The following is a 16,214-nucleotide window of genomic DNA, read 5'->3' on the forward strand; positions in this document are numbered from 1 at the left end:
GGTCCACCGATCAGGACGAGGAGCCCCGCACGATCAGCTGCGGGGGCGCGATGACGTGTTGCGTGGGCTCTTTTCCGTCCATGGCCGAAATCAGCATGTCGATCGCCGCATCCGCCACCTGATCCAGATGCAGGTCGACGGCGGTCAATTGCGGCGTCGCCAGCTTCGCCCGCATCCCGTCGTATCGCGTCGCGAGGCGCAGCATCTGTGGAACGGGACGGCCGAGCGACCGCGCCGCATCGAGCACACCGGTCGCGAACGCGTCGACCGGCACGCAGAGCGCGTCGATATCCGGATTGCGCCGCAGCAGGGTCTCGGCCGCTGCGGCAGAAGCCCCTTCCCCGCCGCGCTCGTCGAGGCGCAAGGCGGCCGGCGAAAATCCCCTCTCCGCCGCGAAAGCCGCATACGCTGCCTCGGTCTCGATATAGGAATTGCGCCGCTGCTCGCCGGTGATCAGCCCGACGCGGCGGCCCGTTTCACCGAGATGGTCCAGCAGCAAACGCGCCGTGGCCGTGCTCTGGATATCCACCCATGGAATATCCGTCCTTCCCGGCGCCCGGCCGATCGAGACGACGGGCACGTTGCGGGCTGAAAAGAAATCCAGCAGCCGGTCTTCCCCCGCCGGTTCGACGATGATCGCGCCGTCCACCTCCAGTGCATCCAGATTGGAATCAGGCTCCAGCGGCGGCACCAGGCAGAGGGCGAGGTTGCGCGAGAGTGCCGTGACGGCGGCAGCGGCGGCAATCTCCATCAGGAACCCAAGCCGCGCCGGGCCTGCCGCAACTGCAAAGGGCATGGACGATGCGAGCGCGATGGAGCCCGCCCCGCCTGTGCGCAGCCTGCGCGCCCGGGGATTTGCCCGATAGCCGATCTCGTCGGCGAGAGCGAGGATCTTCGCCCGCGTCTCGGGATCGACATAGCGCCGTCCGCTGAAGGCATGGGACACCGTGGTCGGCGACACGCCGGCCGCCCGCGCCAGTTCCACGATCGTCGATTTTGCCATCCCTACACCCAGCCTTTGAACCGAGCGGGATGGTGGCACGCGGTGGACACGTTTGCAAATCGATTTGCAAAACGCAAAAAACCTGCTATTCCTCCTCATGCAAAACGATTTGCACGCCAGCACGGAGGCTGGCGGGGAGGAGATCAAATGACCGGGACCAAAAGTGATTCCATCGACCCGACCGACCAGATGCTGCCGCCGCGCAGCCTCGTCCTGTTCGGACTTCAACATGTGCTGGTGATGGCCGCCTCGCCCATTACCGCCGTGTTTCTCGTCAGCAAGGCGCTCGGTTTTTCCGAGCCCGTCACGGTATCGCTGATCAGCGCGACGTTCTTGATCTGCGGACTGGGCACCATCCTGCAAAGCTTCGGCCCGTGGGGTTTTGGCGCGCGGTTGCCGTTTATAATGGTGCCGGGTGGCGCGCCGATCGCGATCTTTCTCGCCATCGCGCAGCAGACCGACGTGCAGACCGCCGTCGGATCGGTCATCCTGACCGCGGCCTTCTATTTCGTCGCGCTGCCGGTCTTCCGGCGCCTTTTGCGCTATTTCCCGCCCATCGTCGTCGGCACGATGCTGCTGCTCGTGTCCGTGAACCTCGTGCGCATCTACGGCAGCACCATCACCGGCAAACCGGGAAGCGAAGGGTTTGCCGATCCCTTGAATGTCGGGCTGGCGCTCGCGACCATCGCCCTGACCGTGATCTTTGCGCGCGTCTTCACCGGCACGCTTCAGCGCATTTCCGTCATGCTCGGCCTCATCGCCGGTTCGCTCCTGGCACTTGCGGCCGGGCACATGGACCTCTCGGGCGTGCTCAGCGGGCCGGCCATCGCCGTGCCGCAGCTGTTTCCCTTCGGCATGCCGAAGTTCGACCTTTTCGCCGCCCTGCCGCTCATCGTGTTCTCGATCATCTCGATGGCCGAAGCGACGGGCCAGACCATCGCGACCGCCGAAATCGTCGGACGCCGCGGCGATGCGCACGCCATCGTGCCCGCAACGATCCGCGGCGATGCCGTCGCCTCGCTCATCGGCGGCCTGTTCGGCACCTCGCTGATCATCACCAGCGGCGAGAATGTCGGCATCGTGCGGGCGACCAACGTCAAGTCGCGTTACGTCACCGCAACGGCCGGCGTCATCCTCGTCCTGATCGCCCTGTTCGCCCCGGTCGGCCGTCTGGCAAACGCCCTGCCCGGCTCGGTCATCGGCGGAACCGCGGTGATCGTGTTCTCGATCATCGGCGTCATCGGCATCGACCTCTTGCGCCGCGTCGATCTGCGCGAGCATGGCCCGATGTTTACGCTGGCGGCAGCCCTTTCCATGGGCCTGCTGCCGATCCTGGTGCCGGGCGTCTACAGCCAGTTCCCGCAATGGAGCCAGATGATCCTCGGCAACGGGCTTGCGGCCGGCACGATCACCGCCGTGCTTGTGAACGCCCTTTTCCAACACCTCCCGCTCGGCACGGCAAAGAAGCCCGCAGCCGGCGTCGAAGCTGAAATATAAGGAAATCGAGACGTGACCGAATTGCGCGACACGCTTGCGAGGAGCGGCGAGCTCCTTCTTCACCCCGGCAAGGTTCTCTTGCCGGAAGGGCCTCGCTCCGGCATGGCAATTGTCGTCCGCGACGGGCGCTTCGCCGAGGTCGATACCGCAGAGCGTGTCGGCGAGCGGAACCCCCACCTGACGCCGATCGCTTTGCCGCAATACCTCCTGATGCCCGGCTTCATCGATGCCCATACGCATCTGACACAATCGCTCGGCAAATCGCTCGTCTTCGGCGAGCCGTCCGAGATCTTTCGTCGGATATGGGTGCCGCTGGAGGGCAGCCTTGATGAGCGCATGGTCTACCTTTCCGCAAAACTCGCCGCGCTGGAGTGCCTGCGCGGCGGCTTCACCACGGCGGTCGATGCCGGCACGCGCTCGGCGGGCCATATCGGCGCACTGGTGCGGGCGGCGCGAGAGACCGGTTTGCGTAGCGTCGTCGGCCTGATCTGCAACGACCTCGGCGGCGCGGCGGTCGTGCCCGATCGCGAAACGATCCTGAAGAACGCAGCCGACCATCTGGCCGCCTTCCGGGACGACGGCCTCGTTCACCCCTCGCTCGCCATCTCCATACCGGAGGTCGCAAGCGACCGCATGCTGGCCGATATCTCCGCGATGGCGGGGGACGCCGGCGCGATCTTCCAGACCCATGTCAACGAACATCTCGTGGCCGTCGAACGCTCGCTTGTCGCAAACGGCCGTCGTCCGCTGGAACACCTCGCGCATGTCGGCGCGCTCGGCCGGCATGTGCTGATCGCCCATTCCACGCTCGTGACGCCGCATGAGTTGAACCTGTTGCGCGACACCGGCACCGCCGTCGCCTACAACCCGGTCGCAAGCCTGTGGAAGGGCAACGCCATCGCGCCCGCGCTCCAGATGGCCGCGCTCGGCATCCGCTTCGGGCTGGGAACCGACGGCACGCGCGCCGACGGCTTTCGCCTCATGGACGCCGCCGAAGGTTTGCAGCGTGCCGGCTTCGGCCTTGCAACCGGCGACTCGTCCTGCGGCGGCGGCTGGCTCTGGCTCGACCACGCAACGACACAGGCGGCCGATAGCGTCGGTCTCGCCGACATCACCGGCGCCATCCGCGCGGGACTGGCCGCCGACTTCCTGCTGATCGATCTCGACCGCCCGGAATTCACCCCGTCCCATGACCTGCCCTGGGAGTTGGTGCGCTATGGCAACCGCGACCAGATCGACGCGGTCTTCACGGCCGGAAAGCTTCGCCTCTGGCAGGGCTGGCCGGTGGACTGGGATGCACGCGCCCTCCTCGCCGAGGTTCGCGACGCGACCGCCGACGCCATCGCAAGAGCGCCCATCCAGCGCGTGCACAAGCCATCGATCGAACACCGGGCGCTGGGGCACTTTGCATGACCCTCGGCCTTTTTGCTATTCTGAGCGCCGTCACCCTCGTCTCGGCCTTCATCCAGGGCGCGCTCGGCATCGGCTTCGCGCTTATCGTGGCCCCCGTGGTCGGCATCCTGAAGCCCGAGCTTCTGCCGGTGACGCTGCTTCTGCTGATGCTGCCGCTCAATTTCCACGTCGCATGGCGTGAACGGGCTGCCGTCGACTGGTCCGGCGCCAAATGGATCACGCTCGGTCGCTTCGCCGGCACCTTCGCCGGCGTCTGGCTGCTGGCGGCACTCTCGGCCCAGCAGCTGGACCTCGCCGTCGGCTGGTTCACGGTCATCGCCGCCGCCGCCGCCCTTCTCGCGCCGCCGTTCCAGCCGGGGCGCCCGAGTTCGCTCGGCGTCGGCCTGTTCACCGGCATCACCGAGACGGCGACCGGGATCGGCGGCCCGCCGCTCGCTCTGCTCTACCAGCACGCCAAGGGCCCGGTGCTGCGGGCAACCGTGGCCGTGTGTTTCTTCGTCGGCGAAGTCATGTCGCTGGCGCTGCTCGCCGTCACGGGCCGTCTGGGAACAGACCAGATGCTTGCCGCGCTCTACCTTGCGCCGGCCGTTCTCCTCGGAAGCGCCCTTTCCCGCCTGACGCACAATCATATCCGCGGCCGAGGGCTCCGCCTGGGCGTACTTTTCTTCGCGTTGGCCAGCGGTGCGTTTCTGATCATGCGATAGGGCAAGACGCCCTTTCCCGGCTAGGCCCGGATTTCGATCGCCTTGCGCCGGCTATAGGACGCGATGCCCGCCATGCCGCTTTCGACGCCGAAGCCCGATTGCTTCCACGGCGCGGAGCCGAGCGCGAAGCCGGAGCCCTCGCCGGCCGCGTCGTCGCCCATCACGACCACCTTGCCGGCCTGGATCGTGCGGGCCGCGTCCATGGCGATAGTCAGGTCGCGGGTGTAGACGGTGGCGGCAAGCCCGTAGACCGTATCGTTCGCCAGGGCGAAGGCCTCGTCGGCGGTGGCGAACGACTGGATCGTCAGCACCGGCCCGAAGACTTCTTCCTGGACGATCCGCATGCCCTGCGAAACACCATCGAAGACCGTGGGGGCCATATAGCTGCCTTCCAATGAAGGCGGTGCCTGCCCGGCCGTCACCCGGCGCGCGCCATCCTCAAGCGCGGACTGGATATATGCATCGACGCGCCGTTTCTGCGATGCGCTGGCAAGCGGCCCGAGCCCGGCCGCGCCGGAAAACGGCGCGACCAGACGCATCGCATCGACCTTCGCGGCGAGCGCCTCGGTGAACGGCTTGACGATCGCATCCGCGACGAGGATGCGGGTGCGGGCGACGCAGAGCTGGCCGGCGTTCAAGAGGCCCGCTTGTGCGACGGTTGCGGCGATCCGTTCGATATCGCCGGCCATGTCCTCGAACACCAGCGCCGGCGACTTGCCGCCGCATTCGAGCAGCAGCGGCTTGCCGTTCGATTGGGCGGCAAGCGTCATCAGCGCCCTTCCCGTCGCCGTCGAGCCGGTAAAGCTCATCAGGTCGACATCCGCATGCCCGCCGAGCGCCGCGCCGGCTTCAGTGCCGAACCCGGTCACCACGTTCAGCACGCCCTCCGGCACGCCGGCCTCCATGGCGATCTCCGCGAGCTTCAGCGTCGAATAGGATGCGATCTCTGACGGTTTCAGCACGATCGAATTGCCCGCCGCCAGTGCCGGCGCGATCTTCAGGGCGGCGTTGACCACCGGGAAATTCCAGGGGGTGATCGCGCCGACGACGCCATGCGGCTCGTCGCGCCAGAAGGCGAGCGTGCGCGGATCGGCGCTCATGACCGCGCCCTCCGTCTTGTCCACCGCGCCGGCGAAGAAGCGGATCAGGCCTTCGGCGATCGACACGTCGAACCGGGCGTCGGCGAGCGGCTTGCCCATTTCCAGCGTATCGAAAAGCGCCAGCGTCTCCGCATTTTCCCGCACGAGATCGGCAAACCGGCCGAGGATCGCCTGGCGCCGCAACGGGCCGAGCGACCGCCAGCGGCCATCCGCAAAGGCCCGTCGCGCGGCCTGGACCGCGCTGTCCACATCCTGCGCGCCGCAGGTCGCCACGGCCGGCAACCGACGGCCGTCAGCGGGGTGGACGGGCTCGAAGGTCTTACGCGCGCTTGACGGACGATAGGCGCCGTCGATGAATGGCTGGACGGGGAACGCGAGCGCGTTCAAAGCAGCGTCGAAATCAGGAGAAAGGGAAGGCAGCATGAGGTCGGTGTCCTTGAAAAATCCCGTGCCGTTTAAGCACGCGTGTCCATCCACAGGGAGACGACCTGTGGTGATCACTCGATGCATTTGGATGTCTTATGCGCAGGGTGCCGTTGGCCTAGCGTCGCTGCCAGCATATCCGAGCCGGGCACCATCGATGAACGCAGACCTGCATTTTTCGCATCCCCAGTCCGATGAGGGGTCGATCGAGGAAATCGGTGGCCGCCGTTCGGGCCTCGTGCTGATCTGCGAACATGCCGGATGCGAGGTGCCGGAAGCATGGAACCGGCTCGGCCTCGGCGAGGCCTATTTCAACACGCATTTCTCGCACGATATCGGCGCCGCCGAGCTTACCCGCGCGCTCAGCGCCCAGCTCTCTGCACCTGCGATCCTCGCCCGCTATTCGCGGCTGTTCTACGACATCAACCGCGGTTCGCGCTCGTGGGATTGCATTCGCCCGGACATGGGCGGCATTCCAGTGCCAGGCAATCAGAACCTGACGGACGCGGAACGGGATCGTCGCGATGCGCTGGTGCGCGAGCCCTTCGACCGCGCCGTCATCCGCCGCCTGCGGCCGGGCGACGTGCTGGTCGGCATCCACAGCTTTTCCGGCATCTATGACGGCAAGGCACGCCGGACGGAGATCGGCGTGCTGCGCGCCGACGGCTGCCGGACCGGCCAGGCGATGCTCGACTGGCTGAAGCAGGACGGCCGCTTCGTCATCGGCGACAACGATCCCTACGACCTGCGCAAGGTCGCGCCGGGCACGACGACCCGCATCCAGGCCGCGGTCGACGTCGAGGCCATCATCATCGAGGTGCGCAACGACATCATCGATACGGCCGAGGGCGTCGAGCAGGTGGCGGCCTGCCTTGCCGACGCGCTTGCGGCCCTCGCCTCCTCGAAAGAGGAGGTGCAACCATGAAATTCCACCAGATCAGCGCCTTCGAGGCCGTGACGCGCGCCGGCGGCATCCGGGCAGCCGCGCGCACGCTCGGCCTCACGCAAAGTGCCATCACCAAGGCGATCCGCGAGCTGGAGGCCGAAGCCGGCGTGTCGCTGCTGTTGCGCAGCGCCCGCGGCGTCGTGCTCACCGAGAGCGGTCGGCAGCTTGCCGCGCGCGCCCATCTCCTCGTCGAGCAGATGCGCGCCGCGCAGGACGATATCCGCCAGCTCAATGCCGGCACCGGCGGCAGGCTGGTCGTCGGCCTGACACCGACCATCATCGAGACGGTGCTGTCCGAGATCATCCGGCATTTTCGCACCCGCATGCCGGGCGTGCGGCTGGTCATTCACGAGGCGTCGCTGCCGGGCTCCCTGCCCGACATCCGCGACGGCACCTTCGACCTTGCCGTCGTGGGCGCCGGCCGGGAGCCGGCAACCGCCAGCGACCTTGCCTGCGAATTCCTGCTCAGCGTCAACAAGCGGATCGCGCTGCGCCTCGGCCATCCACTGGCCGGGATCCGCAACCCGGCGGAGCTTGCCGATGCGGTCTGGGTGCTGCCGCAGGAGCCGAGCGATCCGTCGGACCCGATGCACGCCTTCATGCAGGAAGCGGGCCTTGCCATGCCGCCGAAGCTGGTCGAATGCGTGAGCCTGCCGGCCACCGTTTCGATCATCGCCAACAGCGACATGGTATCCGCCCTGCCGGAGCCCCTGATCGACCAGCCGCATGTGGCAAGCCGCATCGTCAGCCTCGCCTTCGAGCAAAAGCTCCAGCCGAGCCGCTACTGGCTGCTCAGGCGCTCCGCCGTGCCGCTGTCGCCGGCCGCGCTCTTCATGTGCGACCTGCTGCGCACCTATTCGAAAGACATCAAGGACAAACGATGACGACCAGGACCACGGACATTGTCGTCATCGGCGCGGGCTCGGCCGGATCGGTCGTCGCCAACCGCCTTTCGGCGGACGGCACGCGGCGCGTGCTGCTGCTGGAGGCCGGCGGCTGGGACTGGTCGCCGGTGTTCAGCGTGCCGGCCGGTGAGGAGAAGGCGATCGGCAATCCCGATTATGCCTGGGCCTACCGGACGGAATCGGACCCTACCCGCGATGGACGACAGGAGAACTGGCCGGCCGGGCGTGTGCTCGGCGGCAGTTCCTCGATCAACGGCATGATTTTTCTGCGGGGCAACCGTGGCGATTTCGACGCCTGGGCTGAGGCGGGTGCAGCGGGCTGGGACTATGAAAGCGTGCTGCCCTATTTCAAGCGGCTGGAGCACAATTCCCGCGGCGGCGATGCCTTTCGCGGCGCCAACGGTCCTTTAAGCGTCTCGGACGTGCGCACGCCGCACGCGCTGGTCGAGACCTTCATCGCGGCCGCGCAACAGGCGGGCCACGCCTACAATCCCAACGTCAACGGCGAGACGCAGCTCGGCGTCGGCCCCTTGCAGGCCTCCCAGAAACGCGGCTGGCGGCACAGCGCGGCGCGCGCTTACCTCTGGCCGGCCCTCTTCCGGCGTAACCTGACGATCCGCACACGGGCGCAGGTCACCCGCATCCTGACCGAGCGCGGCCGGGTAACCGGCCTCGACTATGTGCAGGGCGGCAAGACGCATCGTGTCCATGCCGGCGCCGTCGTGCTCAGCGCCGGCGCGCTCGCCTCCCCGCGTCTCCTCATGCTGTCGGGCATCGGCCCCGCCGAACATCTCCGCGCCCACGGCATCGACGTTGTTGCGGACCTGCCGGGTGTCGGCGAGAACCTGCAGGAGCATCCGGGCGTGCTCATCACCGCGGCCGTTCGCACGCGCACCTACAATGTCGAGACGGACCCGCTCAGCGTCGTCAAACACGGGCTGAACTGGATGCTGCGCGGCCGCGGGCCGGGCGCGACGCCGATCGGCCATGCCGTCGCCTTTGCCCGCACGCGCGAAGGGCTTGCCGAGGGCGATGTCCAGATCACCTTCACGCCGATCGGCTACAACACCGATGGCGACGGGCCGATGCTGCTACCTTTTCCGGCGATCGTGCTGGCTGTGAATGTCTGCCGCCCGCTGTCGCGCGGCACGCTTCGCCTGCGCTCTGCCGATCCGCGCGCGCTTCCCGTCATCGACCACCCGATGTTCGGCGACCCGCAAGACCTCGACACGCTGCGGCGCGGCGCGCTGATGGCCCGCGACATCCTTGCGGCACCCGCGTTTGCCGCGACCTATGAGCGGGAGGTCAAGCCAGGGCCTGAGACACGCACCGACGAGGACTGGAACGTCTTCCTGCGCCAGAAATCCATGCGCTTCAGCCATCCCGCCGGCACATGCCGCATGGGGCGCGACGGCGGCGCCGTCGTCGACGCGACGCTGCGCGTGCACGGCCTGTCCGGCCTCTTCGTCGCCGATGCCTCGATCATGCCGACGCTGCCCAGCGCCAACACCAATGCAGCCTCGATCATGATCGGAGAAAAGGCCTCCGATCACATCAAGGCACATCTATAAGCCAAAAGGGGAACCCGCGTGTCCAACGATTACGAAACCGCCCGCGCCGAAAGGGCGCCCGCCCTCGACGACTTCCAGGCGTCGCTTGCGAAAAACGGCGCCCAGTTCATCCAGGTCCACCTGCCCGATATCAACGGCAACTTCCGCACCAAGATCGCGCCCTTCAAGATCTCCTCGCAGGGCGAGGCGGTGAACTGCAACTTCTTCTGCACCGCGCCCGGCGAAGGCGCGCCGCTGCTGGAGCCGCTCTTTCCGGCTGAGGTCTCCAGCGAGACGAACGGTTTTCCCAACATGCGCGGCCTTATCGACCCCGCGACGGTGCGCCAGCACGAATGGGCGCCGGAATGGGCCTCGGCGATCGTCGATTCCTTCGAGATCGGCGGCCGGCGCAATCCGCTCGACCTGCGCGGCGTCATCGCGCGCCATGAAAAGCGGGCGGTCGATCTCGGCTACGAGGTGAAGTTCGCGCTCGAATACGAGTTCGGCATCTTCGAGATCGACGAGGAGAAGATGCGGGCCGGGCGCTACCGCGACCTGAAACCCTGGGGCCATGGCGACATCAACTATTCGCTGATGCGCTCCAAGGGCTTCCAGGCCTTCTTCGCCGAACTCATCCGCCGGCTGAAGGGCGTCGGCATCACACTGGCCGCCGTGACGACGGAATACGGCTACGGCATGTACGAGTATGCGCTCGGCCCGAAATCGCCGCTGGAAGCGGCCGACGATGCCGTGCGCGCAAAAATCGTCCTTCAGGAACTCTGCCTGGAGCACGGCCTCACCGCCACCTTCATGGCCCGTTTCCAGCCGCTCGGCACGCACAGCGCCTCCGGCGCGCACCACCACCAGAGCCTCTGGAAGGACGGCCGCAATGTCACCGCGACCGGCGAAAACCAGCTGAGCGCGGTCGGCCGGCACTATCTCGGTGGCCTGCTGCAACACCTGCCGGCCTCGCATCTCGCCTTCCGGCCGAACATCAACTCCTACCGCCGCTTCGACCGCGGCGCCTGGTCGCCGACGACGATCGGCTGGGGTCATGAAGACCGCACGAAATCGATCCGCGCCATCACCATCCCGTCGGAGCCCGCTGCGCGCTTCGAGCACCGCGTTCCGGGTTCGGACATCAACCCGTATCTCAGCGTCGCGATGATGCTGGCCGCCGGCCTCGACGGCATCGAGAAACGCCTCGATCCGGATGCCGTCGCCGACCGGGAACTGCCCGATACGCTGGAAGGCTCGATCGCGCTCTTCGAAAAGGACGCCTTCGTGACCGAGGCGCTCGGCGCTGGGTTCCAGGCGCACTATGCGGCGAGCCGCCATTTCGAGGTCGCAGCCTTCAAGGGCTGGCTCGACCGGCACATCACCGATTTCGAATTCCAGCGTTATTTCGCCGGCCTCTAGGCCGGTCTTTTGCTTGACGACAAAAAAGGGGAACCAGATGTCAAAGCAAGCCTCCGCAGATACACAAGCCAACCGGCTAAGGCCGGATTCTCTCGGCGTCGGCGCCATTACCTTTCTCGTAGTGTCGGCGGCGGCGCCGCTCACCGCCACCGCGGGCGGCGTGCCCATGTCGATGCTGCTCGGCAACGGCGCCGGCATTCCGGCCGCCTTCCTCGTCGTGGTCGCGGTACTGCTGCTCTTCTCCGTCGGCTACGTGACCATGACGCGCTACGTGCGCAATGCCGGCGCCTTCTATGCCTATGCCTCGCAGGGCATCGGCGGCATTGCCGGCGGGGCGGCCTCGCTCGTCGCCATCCTCGCCTATAACTCCATGCAGATCGGCGTCTATGGGCTGTTCGGCGCGGCGACAGCCGGCTTCCTCGCCACACTCGGCATCACCCTGCCCTGGTGGGCCTGCGCTTTCGCGGGCATCGCGATCGTCGCCGTCTGCGGCTACCGCCATGTCGACCTCTCGGCCAAGATCCTGGCGGTGCTCGTGCTGTTTGAATTCCTCGTCGTCATCATCGTCGATGTCGCGATTCTCGTGAGCGGCGGCGATTCCGGCTTCACCTTCACCCCATTCACGCCCGCTGCCTTCTTCTCCGGCTCGCCGGCCATCGGCCTGCTCTTCTGCTTCGCATCCTTCGTCGGCTTCGAGGCGACGGCGATCTACAGCGAGGAGGCGCGCGATCCGCTGAAGACCGTGCCGCGGGCGACCTACGTCTCCGTGCTCACCATCGGCATCTTCTACATGCTCACCTCATGGCTGATGGTCATCGGCGTCGGCGAGGCGAAGCTGTTGCCGGAACTGCAGAGCCTCGCCGATCCGACCACCTTTCTCTTTGCGCTCGCCGAACGTTATGTCGGCAGCTGGATCGTGCCGATCATGAGCCTGCTCTTCATCAGCAGCCTCTTCGCCGCCGTGCTGGCGCTGCACAACGCCGTTGCCCGCTATGTCTATGTCGGCGGCCGCGAGGGCTTGTTTCCGAAAATCTGCGGCACCACGCACGGTCTCTTCCAGAGCCCGCATGTCGGCTCCGTGGTCCAGACGGTCATCGCCATCGTGATCATCGCCTATTTCGCGATCGCCGGGCTTGATCCGGTGCTGGCGCTCTTCGCCTGGCTCACCATGCTGGCGACGCTCGCCGTCATGGTGCTGATGGCGCTGACCGCCGTGGCGATCTTCTGCTACTTCCGCAAGAATCCGCAACTGGAGCACGGCGTCTTCGTCACGACGATCGCACCGCTCGCGGTGGCGGTCACGCTTGCGGCGATGATCTATTTCGTGACGGTGAATTTCGGCGTGCTGACCGGAGCGAGTTCGGTGCTTGCCGTGGCGCTTCCCGCCCTGATCCCGGCGGCGGCGATCATCGGCATCCTGCTCGCCACCCGCCTCAGGGGCGCAAGCCCCGATCGCTTCGCGCAGCTCGGCTTCGGCATCTGAGTGAGAACCGGCACGCCCCGGCGTGCCGGTTCGGCCTACCAGGCGATCGTCTCGTTGCGATAATCGACGAAATGTACCCCGCCGCTGCCGGCGCGGGCGATCAGCGTGCCGACGATGCCGGCAGCGCTCGTCTCGACATCCAGCGGTGCGCCATCGCCGCCCATGTCGGTGCGCACCCAGCCGGGTGAAACGGCAAGGTAGGTTTTGCCGTCCGCATGCCGGGCGGCAAAACTCTTCATCAACTGGTTGAGCGCAGCCTTGCTGGCGCGGTAGACGTCCCATCCGCCACCGGCATTGCCGCTGATGCTGCCCATGTTCGAGGACATGGCGGCAACGACGCCGTCACGCGCCATCAGACCGTGCAGCGCGCCGATGACGCGCAAGGGCGCCAGCGCATTGGTCGCCATGACATCCAGGAAATCCTGCTCCGGCACGCGCTCGATGGGCGCGGCCGGATCATTGGCAATGCCGGCATTGACGAACAACACGTCCAGCCTGCGCCCGGACAGGGTTTTCCGCACACGCTCGATATCCTCGGCGATCGTGATGTCCATCGTCACGATCGAGAGCGTGCCCTTCTCCGCCAACGCTTCGAGGGCTGCGCGGCCACGCTCGTTGCGGACGGTCGCGATTACCTCCCATCCGCGCGCCAGAAAGACTTCGGCGAGGCCCAGGCCAAGGCCTCGCGATGCTCCAACGATCAACGCCACCTTTTGCGACATGCTGCCCCTTACGCTCTCTTCAGCCCGCCGAAGCAGGCATATTTCAACTCGACATATTCCTCGATACCATATTTGGAGCCCTCGCGACCGAAACCGCTTTCCTTGATGCCGCCGAAGGGCGCAAGTTCGGTGGAGATCAGGCCTTCATTGATGCCGACCATGCCGAATTGCAGCTCTTCGAGCACGTGCCAGATGCGATTGACATCGCGCGCGTAGAAATAGGCCATCAGGCCGTAGCGCGTATCGTTGGCAAGGCGGATGACCTCGGCTTCGTCCTTGAAGCGGAAGACCGGGGCGACCGGGCCGAACGCCTCTTCCTGCGCCAGCCGCATTGACGCCCGCATGCCGCTCAGCACCGTCGGCTCAAACCAGGTGCCGCCGAGCGCATGCGGCTTGCCGCCGGTCTCGACGCGAGCGCCATGGCCCACGGCGTCGCCGATCAGCTCCGCCACTTTCGCGACGGCCTTGGCGTTGATGAGCGGTCCCTGCACCACCTCCGGCGCAGCACCGTCTCCGACCTTCAGCTTCGCAACCTCTTCCGTCAGCTTCGCCACGAAGGCATCGTGGATGCCGTCCTGCACATAGATGCGGTTGGTGCAGACGCAGGTCTGGCCGGAATTGCGGAATTTCGAGGCGATGGCGCCGGCGACGGCGAGATCGAGGTTCGCGTCGTCGAAGACGATGAACGGCGCGTTGCCGCCGAGTTCCAGCGACAGTTTTTTCAGTGTGTCCGCGCATTGCCGCATCAACAGCTTGCCGACGGCCGTCGAGCCGGTGAAGGAAAGTTTTCGGATGACCGGATGCTCGCAGAGCAGGCGGCCGATGTCGGCGGAATCCTTCGACGGCACGATGTTGAGCACGCCGGCCGGGATGCCGGCCTGCCGGGCAAGCTCTGCCATGGCGAGCGCCGTCAGCGGTGTTTCCTCGGAGGGTTTGACGACCATGGTGCAGCCGGCCGCAAGCGCTGCCGCCGCCTTGCGGGTGATCATCGCCAAGGGAAAATTCCAGGGCGTGATGGCGGCGCAGACGCCGATCGGCTGTTTCAGCACGATAAAGCGCCGGTCACGGCCAGCTGACGGGATGACGTCGCCATAGACGCGCTTGGCCTCTTCCGAAAACCAGTCGACGAAAGAGGCGCCGAACGCCACCTCGCCGCGCGCCTCGTACAGCGGCTTGCCCTGCTCGGCAGTGATCAGCCGCGCAAGATCTTCCGTGTGGGCGGTGATCAGGTCGAACCAGGCGCGCAGCAGCTTTGCCCGTTCCTTGGCCGGGCGCTCCCGCCAGTCCACCTGCGCGCGCTCGGCGGCAAGGATGGCGCGTTCGACATCGGCGGCGGCAAGATCGGCGACGCGGGCAAGAACCTCGGCCGTCGCCGGATTGCGCACCTCGAAGGTCGCGCCCGTCTCCGCCCCGGCCCAGGTGCCGTCGATGAAGGCCTGGTCATGAAGCAGCGCGAGCGTCATTGCCCGGCCTCCACCTTTTCCAGCGCCGCCCGCAGGCTGTCCTTCAGAATGGCGACGCCTTCGTCGAGATGGTCGAAGGGAATGGTCAGCGGCGTCAGCACACGCACGACATTGCCGTGCACGCCGCAGGACAGCAGCAGCAGGCCCTTTTCGGCGGCGGTGTGGGTGATAGCCTTCACCAGTTCCGGCCAGGGCTCGCGCGTCTCGCGGTCGCGCACGAATTCGATCGCCACCATGGCGCCAAGACCGCGCACCTCGCCGATGCAGGCGAATTCGTTGCCCTCCTGCCAGTCCTCGAAGACCGCCTTCAACCGGCTGCCGACCTCGTTGGCGCGGTCGATCAGCTTTTCCTCCTCGATGATCTCCATCACGGCGAGCGATGCCGCGCAGGACAGCGGATTGCCGGCGAAGGTCGAGCCGACGCCGCCCATCGGGATCTTGTCCATGATATCGGCACGGCCCGTGACGGCAGCGATCGGGAAGCCACCACCGAGGCCCTTGGCCATGGTGACGATGTCTGCAGCGACGCCGGCATGTTCCATCGCAAACATTTTTCCCGTGCGGGCAAAACCCGTCTGGATCTCGTCGGCGATCAGCAGGATGCCGTGTTTGTCGCAGATCTCGCGCAAGGTGCGCAGGAAGGTGACAGGTGCGGGATAGAAACCGCCCTCGCCCTGCACCGGCTCGACGAAGATGCCGGCGACGCGCGTCGGGTCGACCTCGGAGCGGAAGAAGCGGTCGAGCGCGGTCAGCGATTCCTGTTCGGAAATGCCGTGATAGGGGATCGGGAACGGCAGGTGGAAGACATCGGGCACCAGCGGGCCGAAGCCGGCCTTGTAGGGCGTGGTCTTGCCGGTCAGCGTCATCGCCATCAGCGTGCGGCCGTGGAAGGCGCCGGAAAAGGCGACGAAAGCCGAGCGGCCGGTCGCGGCGCGGGCGATCTTGGCGGCGTTCTCGATGGCTTCCGCGCCGGTGGAGACGAGGAAGGTCTTCTTCGGGAAATCGCCCGGCACCAGGTCGTTCAGCTTTTCGCAAACTGAGACGTAGTCGATGTAGGGCGTGGTCTGGAACGAGGTGTGCGTGACCTTGTCGAGCTGGCTGCGCACGCGCTCGACCACCTTCGGATGGCGGTGGCCCGTATTGTTGACGGCGATGCCGGCGGCAAAATCGATATAGCGCTTGCCTTCGACGTCCCACAGTTCGGCGTTCTCCGCCTTCTCGATATAGACGTCGAGATGTTTCGACAGGCCGGCCGGAATGGCGGCAGCGCGCCGCGCCGTGAAGGCAGCGTTCGTGGACATGGGTGTCTCCCTTGGTATGTTGTTTTGGCGCGGCAAAATGCTGCGTGTCAGTGGCCGGCCCCACCCTCTCGGACGGGGCCGGCGCATCAGTACTCAGACGGCCGCCTTGGCGCGGCGAGCGTCGCGGGCGAGCTTCCAGTCAACGCATTCCTGCGAGCAATAGATGCTGCCGTCATGGGTCTTCTTGCGGCTGGAATCCTCGGCCGAGGCGTCGTAGATCAGCACGCCGCAATTGGCGCATTTCGTGTAGCTTTCGATGTAAAGCCCGTTCAGCGAAAACTTCAT

General features: G+C 66.4%; 14 protein-coding genes. 8 read left to right on the forward strand and 6 right to left on the reverse strand.

Annotated elements, in window-relative coordinates; all coding sequences use genetic code 11:
• Positions 1-10: 10 nt before the first annotated feature.
• Entirely contained in the window at positions 11-1,003 is a 993-nt protein-coding gene (locus VGN93_RS25315) for a LacI family DNA-binding transcriptional regulator (protein WP_327509744.1), read from the reverse strand.
• A 147-nt stretch (positions 1,004-1,150) separates the two neighbouring features.
• Between VGN93_RS25315 and VGN93_RS25320 the strand changes: the two genes are divergently transcribed.
• The 3 genes from VGN93_RS25320 to VGN93_RS25330 are packed head-to-tail and all read left to right on the forward strand — an operon-like array spanning position 1,151 to position 4,617.
• Entirely contained in the window at positions 1,151-2,500 is a 1,350-nt protein-coding gene (locus VGN93_RS25320; protein ID WP_327509745.1) for a uracil-xanthine permease family protein, read from the forward strand.
• Positions 2,501-2,512: 12 nt separating this feature from the next.
• A complete protein-coding gene (locus VGN93_RS25325) occupies positions 2,513-3,913 on the forward strand; it encodes an amidohydrolase (RefSeq protein ID WP_327509746.1) in 1,401 nt (466 codons plus the stop codon).
• The gene (locus VGN93_RS25330; RefSeq protein ID WP_327509747.1) at positions 3,910-4,617 is read left to right on the forward strand and encodes a sulfite exporter TauE/SafE family protein; all 708 of its coding nucleotides are present in this window, start codon (positions 3,910-3,912) and stop codon (positions 4,615-4,617) included. Before VGN93_RS25325 ends, VGN93_RS25330 begins: the two co-directional genes overlap by 4 nt.
• A 20-nt stretch (positions 4,618-4,637) precedes the next feature.
• Here the strand turns inward: VGN93_RS25330 and VGN93_RS25335 are convergent, their stop codons facing one another.
• Entirely contained in the window at positions 4,638-6,140 is a 1,503-nt protein-coding gene (locus VGN93_RS25335; RefSeq protein ID WP_327509748.1) for an aldehyde dehydrogenase family protein, read from the reverse strand.
• A 157-nt stretch (positions 6,141-6,297) separates the two neighbouring features.
• Here VGN93_RS25335 and VGN93_RS25340 point away from each other — a divergent pair, with 157 nt between their 5' ends.
• From VGN93_RS25340 to VGN93_RS25360, 5 genes are read left to right on the forward strand one after another with little or no spacing between them, the layout of a single operon-like run.
• A complete protein-coding gene (locus VGN93_RS25340; RefSeq protein ID WP_327509749.1) occupies positions 6,298-7,065 on the forward strand; it encodes an N-formylglutamate amidohydrolase in 768 nt (255 codons plus the stop codon).
• Positions 7,062-7,970, forward strand: a complete 909-nt coding sequence (locus VGN93_RS25345) for a LysR substrate-binding domain-containing protein (RefSeq protein ID WP_327509750.1) — start codon at positions 7,062-7,064, stop codon at positions 7,968-7,970. The genes VGN93_RS25340 and VGN93_RS25345 overlap by 4 nt, the downstream gene beginning before the upstream one ends.
• Positions 7,967-9,562: a GMC family oxidoreductase gene (locus tag VGN93_RS25350; RefSeq protein ID WP_327509751.1), complete on the forward strand. Its 1,596-nt coding sequence runs from the start codon at positions 7,967-7,969 to the stop codon at positions 9,560-9,562. The genes VGN93_RS25345 and VGN93_RS25350 overlap by 4 nt, the downstream gene beginning before the upstream one ends.
• Before the next feature lie 18 nt (positions 9,563-9,580).
• A complete protein-coding gene (locus VGN93_RS25355; protein WP_327509752.1) occupies positions 9,581-10,960 on the forward strand; it encodes a glutamine synthetase family protein in 1,380 nt (459 codons plus the stop codon).
• A 37-nt stretch (positions 10,961-10,997) separates the two neighbouring features.
• Entirely contained in the window at positions 10,998-12,443 is a 1,446-nt protein-coding gene (locus VGN93_RS25360; RefSeq protein ID WP_327509753.1) for an APC family permease, read from the forward strand.
• Positions 12,444-12,478: 35 nt separating this feature from the next.
• Here VGN93_RS25360 and VGN93_RS25365 read toward each other — a convergent pair whose 3' ends face one another.
• The 4 genes from VGN93_RS25365 to VGN93_RS25380 all read right to left on the reverse strand — a co-directional run bounded on the left by VGN93_RS25365 (position 12,479) and on the right by VGN93_RS25380 (position 16,214).
• Complete coding sequence (locus VGN93_RS25365; protein WP_327509754.1) at positions 12,479-13,165, reverse strand: SDR family NAD(P)-dependent oxidoreductase; 687 nt, start codon at positions 13,163-13,165, stop codon at positions 12,479-12,481.
• An 8-nt stretch (positions 13,166-13,173) separates the two neighbouring features.
• Positions 13,174-14,628, reverse strand: a complete 1,455-nt coding sequence (locus tag VGN93_RS25370) for an NAD-dependent succinate-semialdehyde dehydrogenase (RefSeq protein WP_327509755.1) — start codon at positions 14,626-14,628, stop codon at positions 13,174-13,176.
• Positions 14,625-15,929, reverse strand: coding sequence for a 4-aminobutyrate--2-oxoglutarate transaminase (gabT, locus tag VGN93_RS25375; protein ID WP_327509756.1), 1,305 nt, complete (start codon positions 15,927-15,929; stop codon positions 14,625-14,627). The genes VGN93_RS25370 and gabT overlap by 4 nt, the downstream gene beginning before the upstream one ends.
• A gap of 93 nt (positions 15,930-16,022) precedes the next feature.
• A complete protein-coding gene (locus VGN93_RS25380; RefSeq protein WP_319312653.1) occupies positions 16,023-16,214 on the reverse strand; it encodes a hypothetical protein in 192 nt (63 codons plus the stop codon).

Source organism: Shinella sp., assembly GCF_035998705.1.
GTDB lineage: Bacteria > Pseudomonadota > Alphaproteobacteria > Rhizobiales > Rhizobiaceae > Shinella.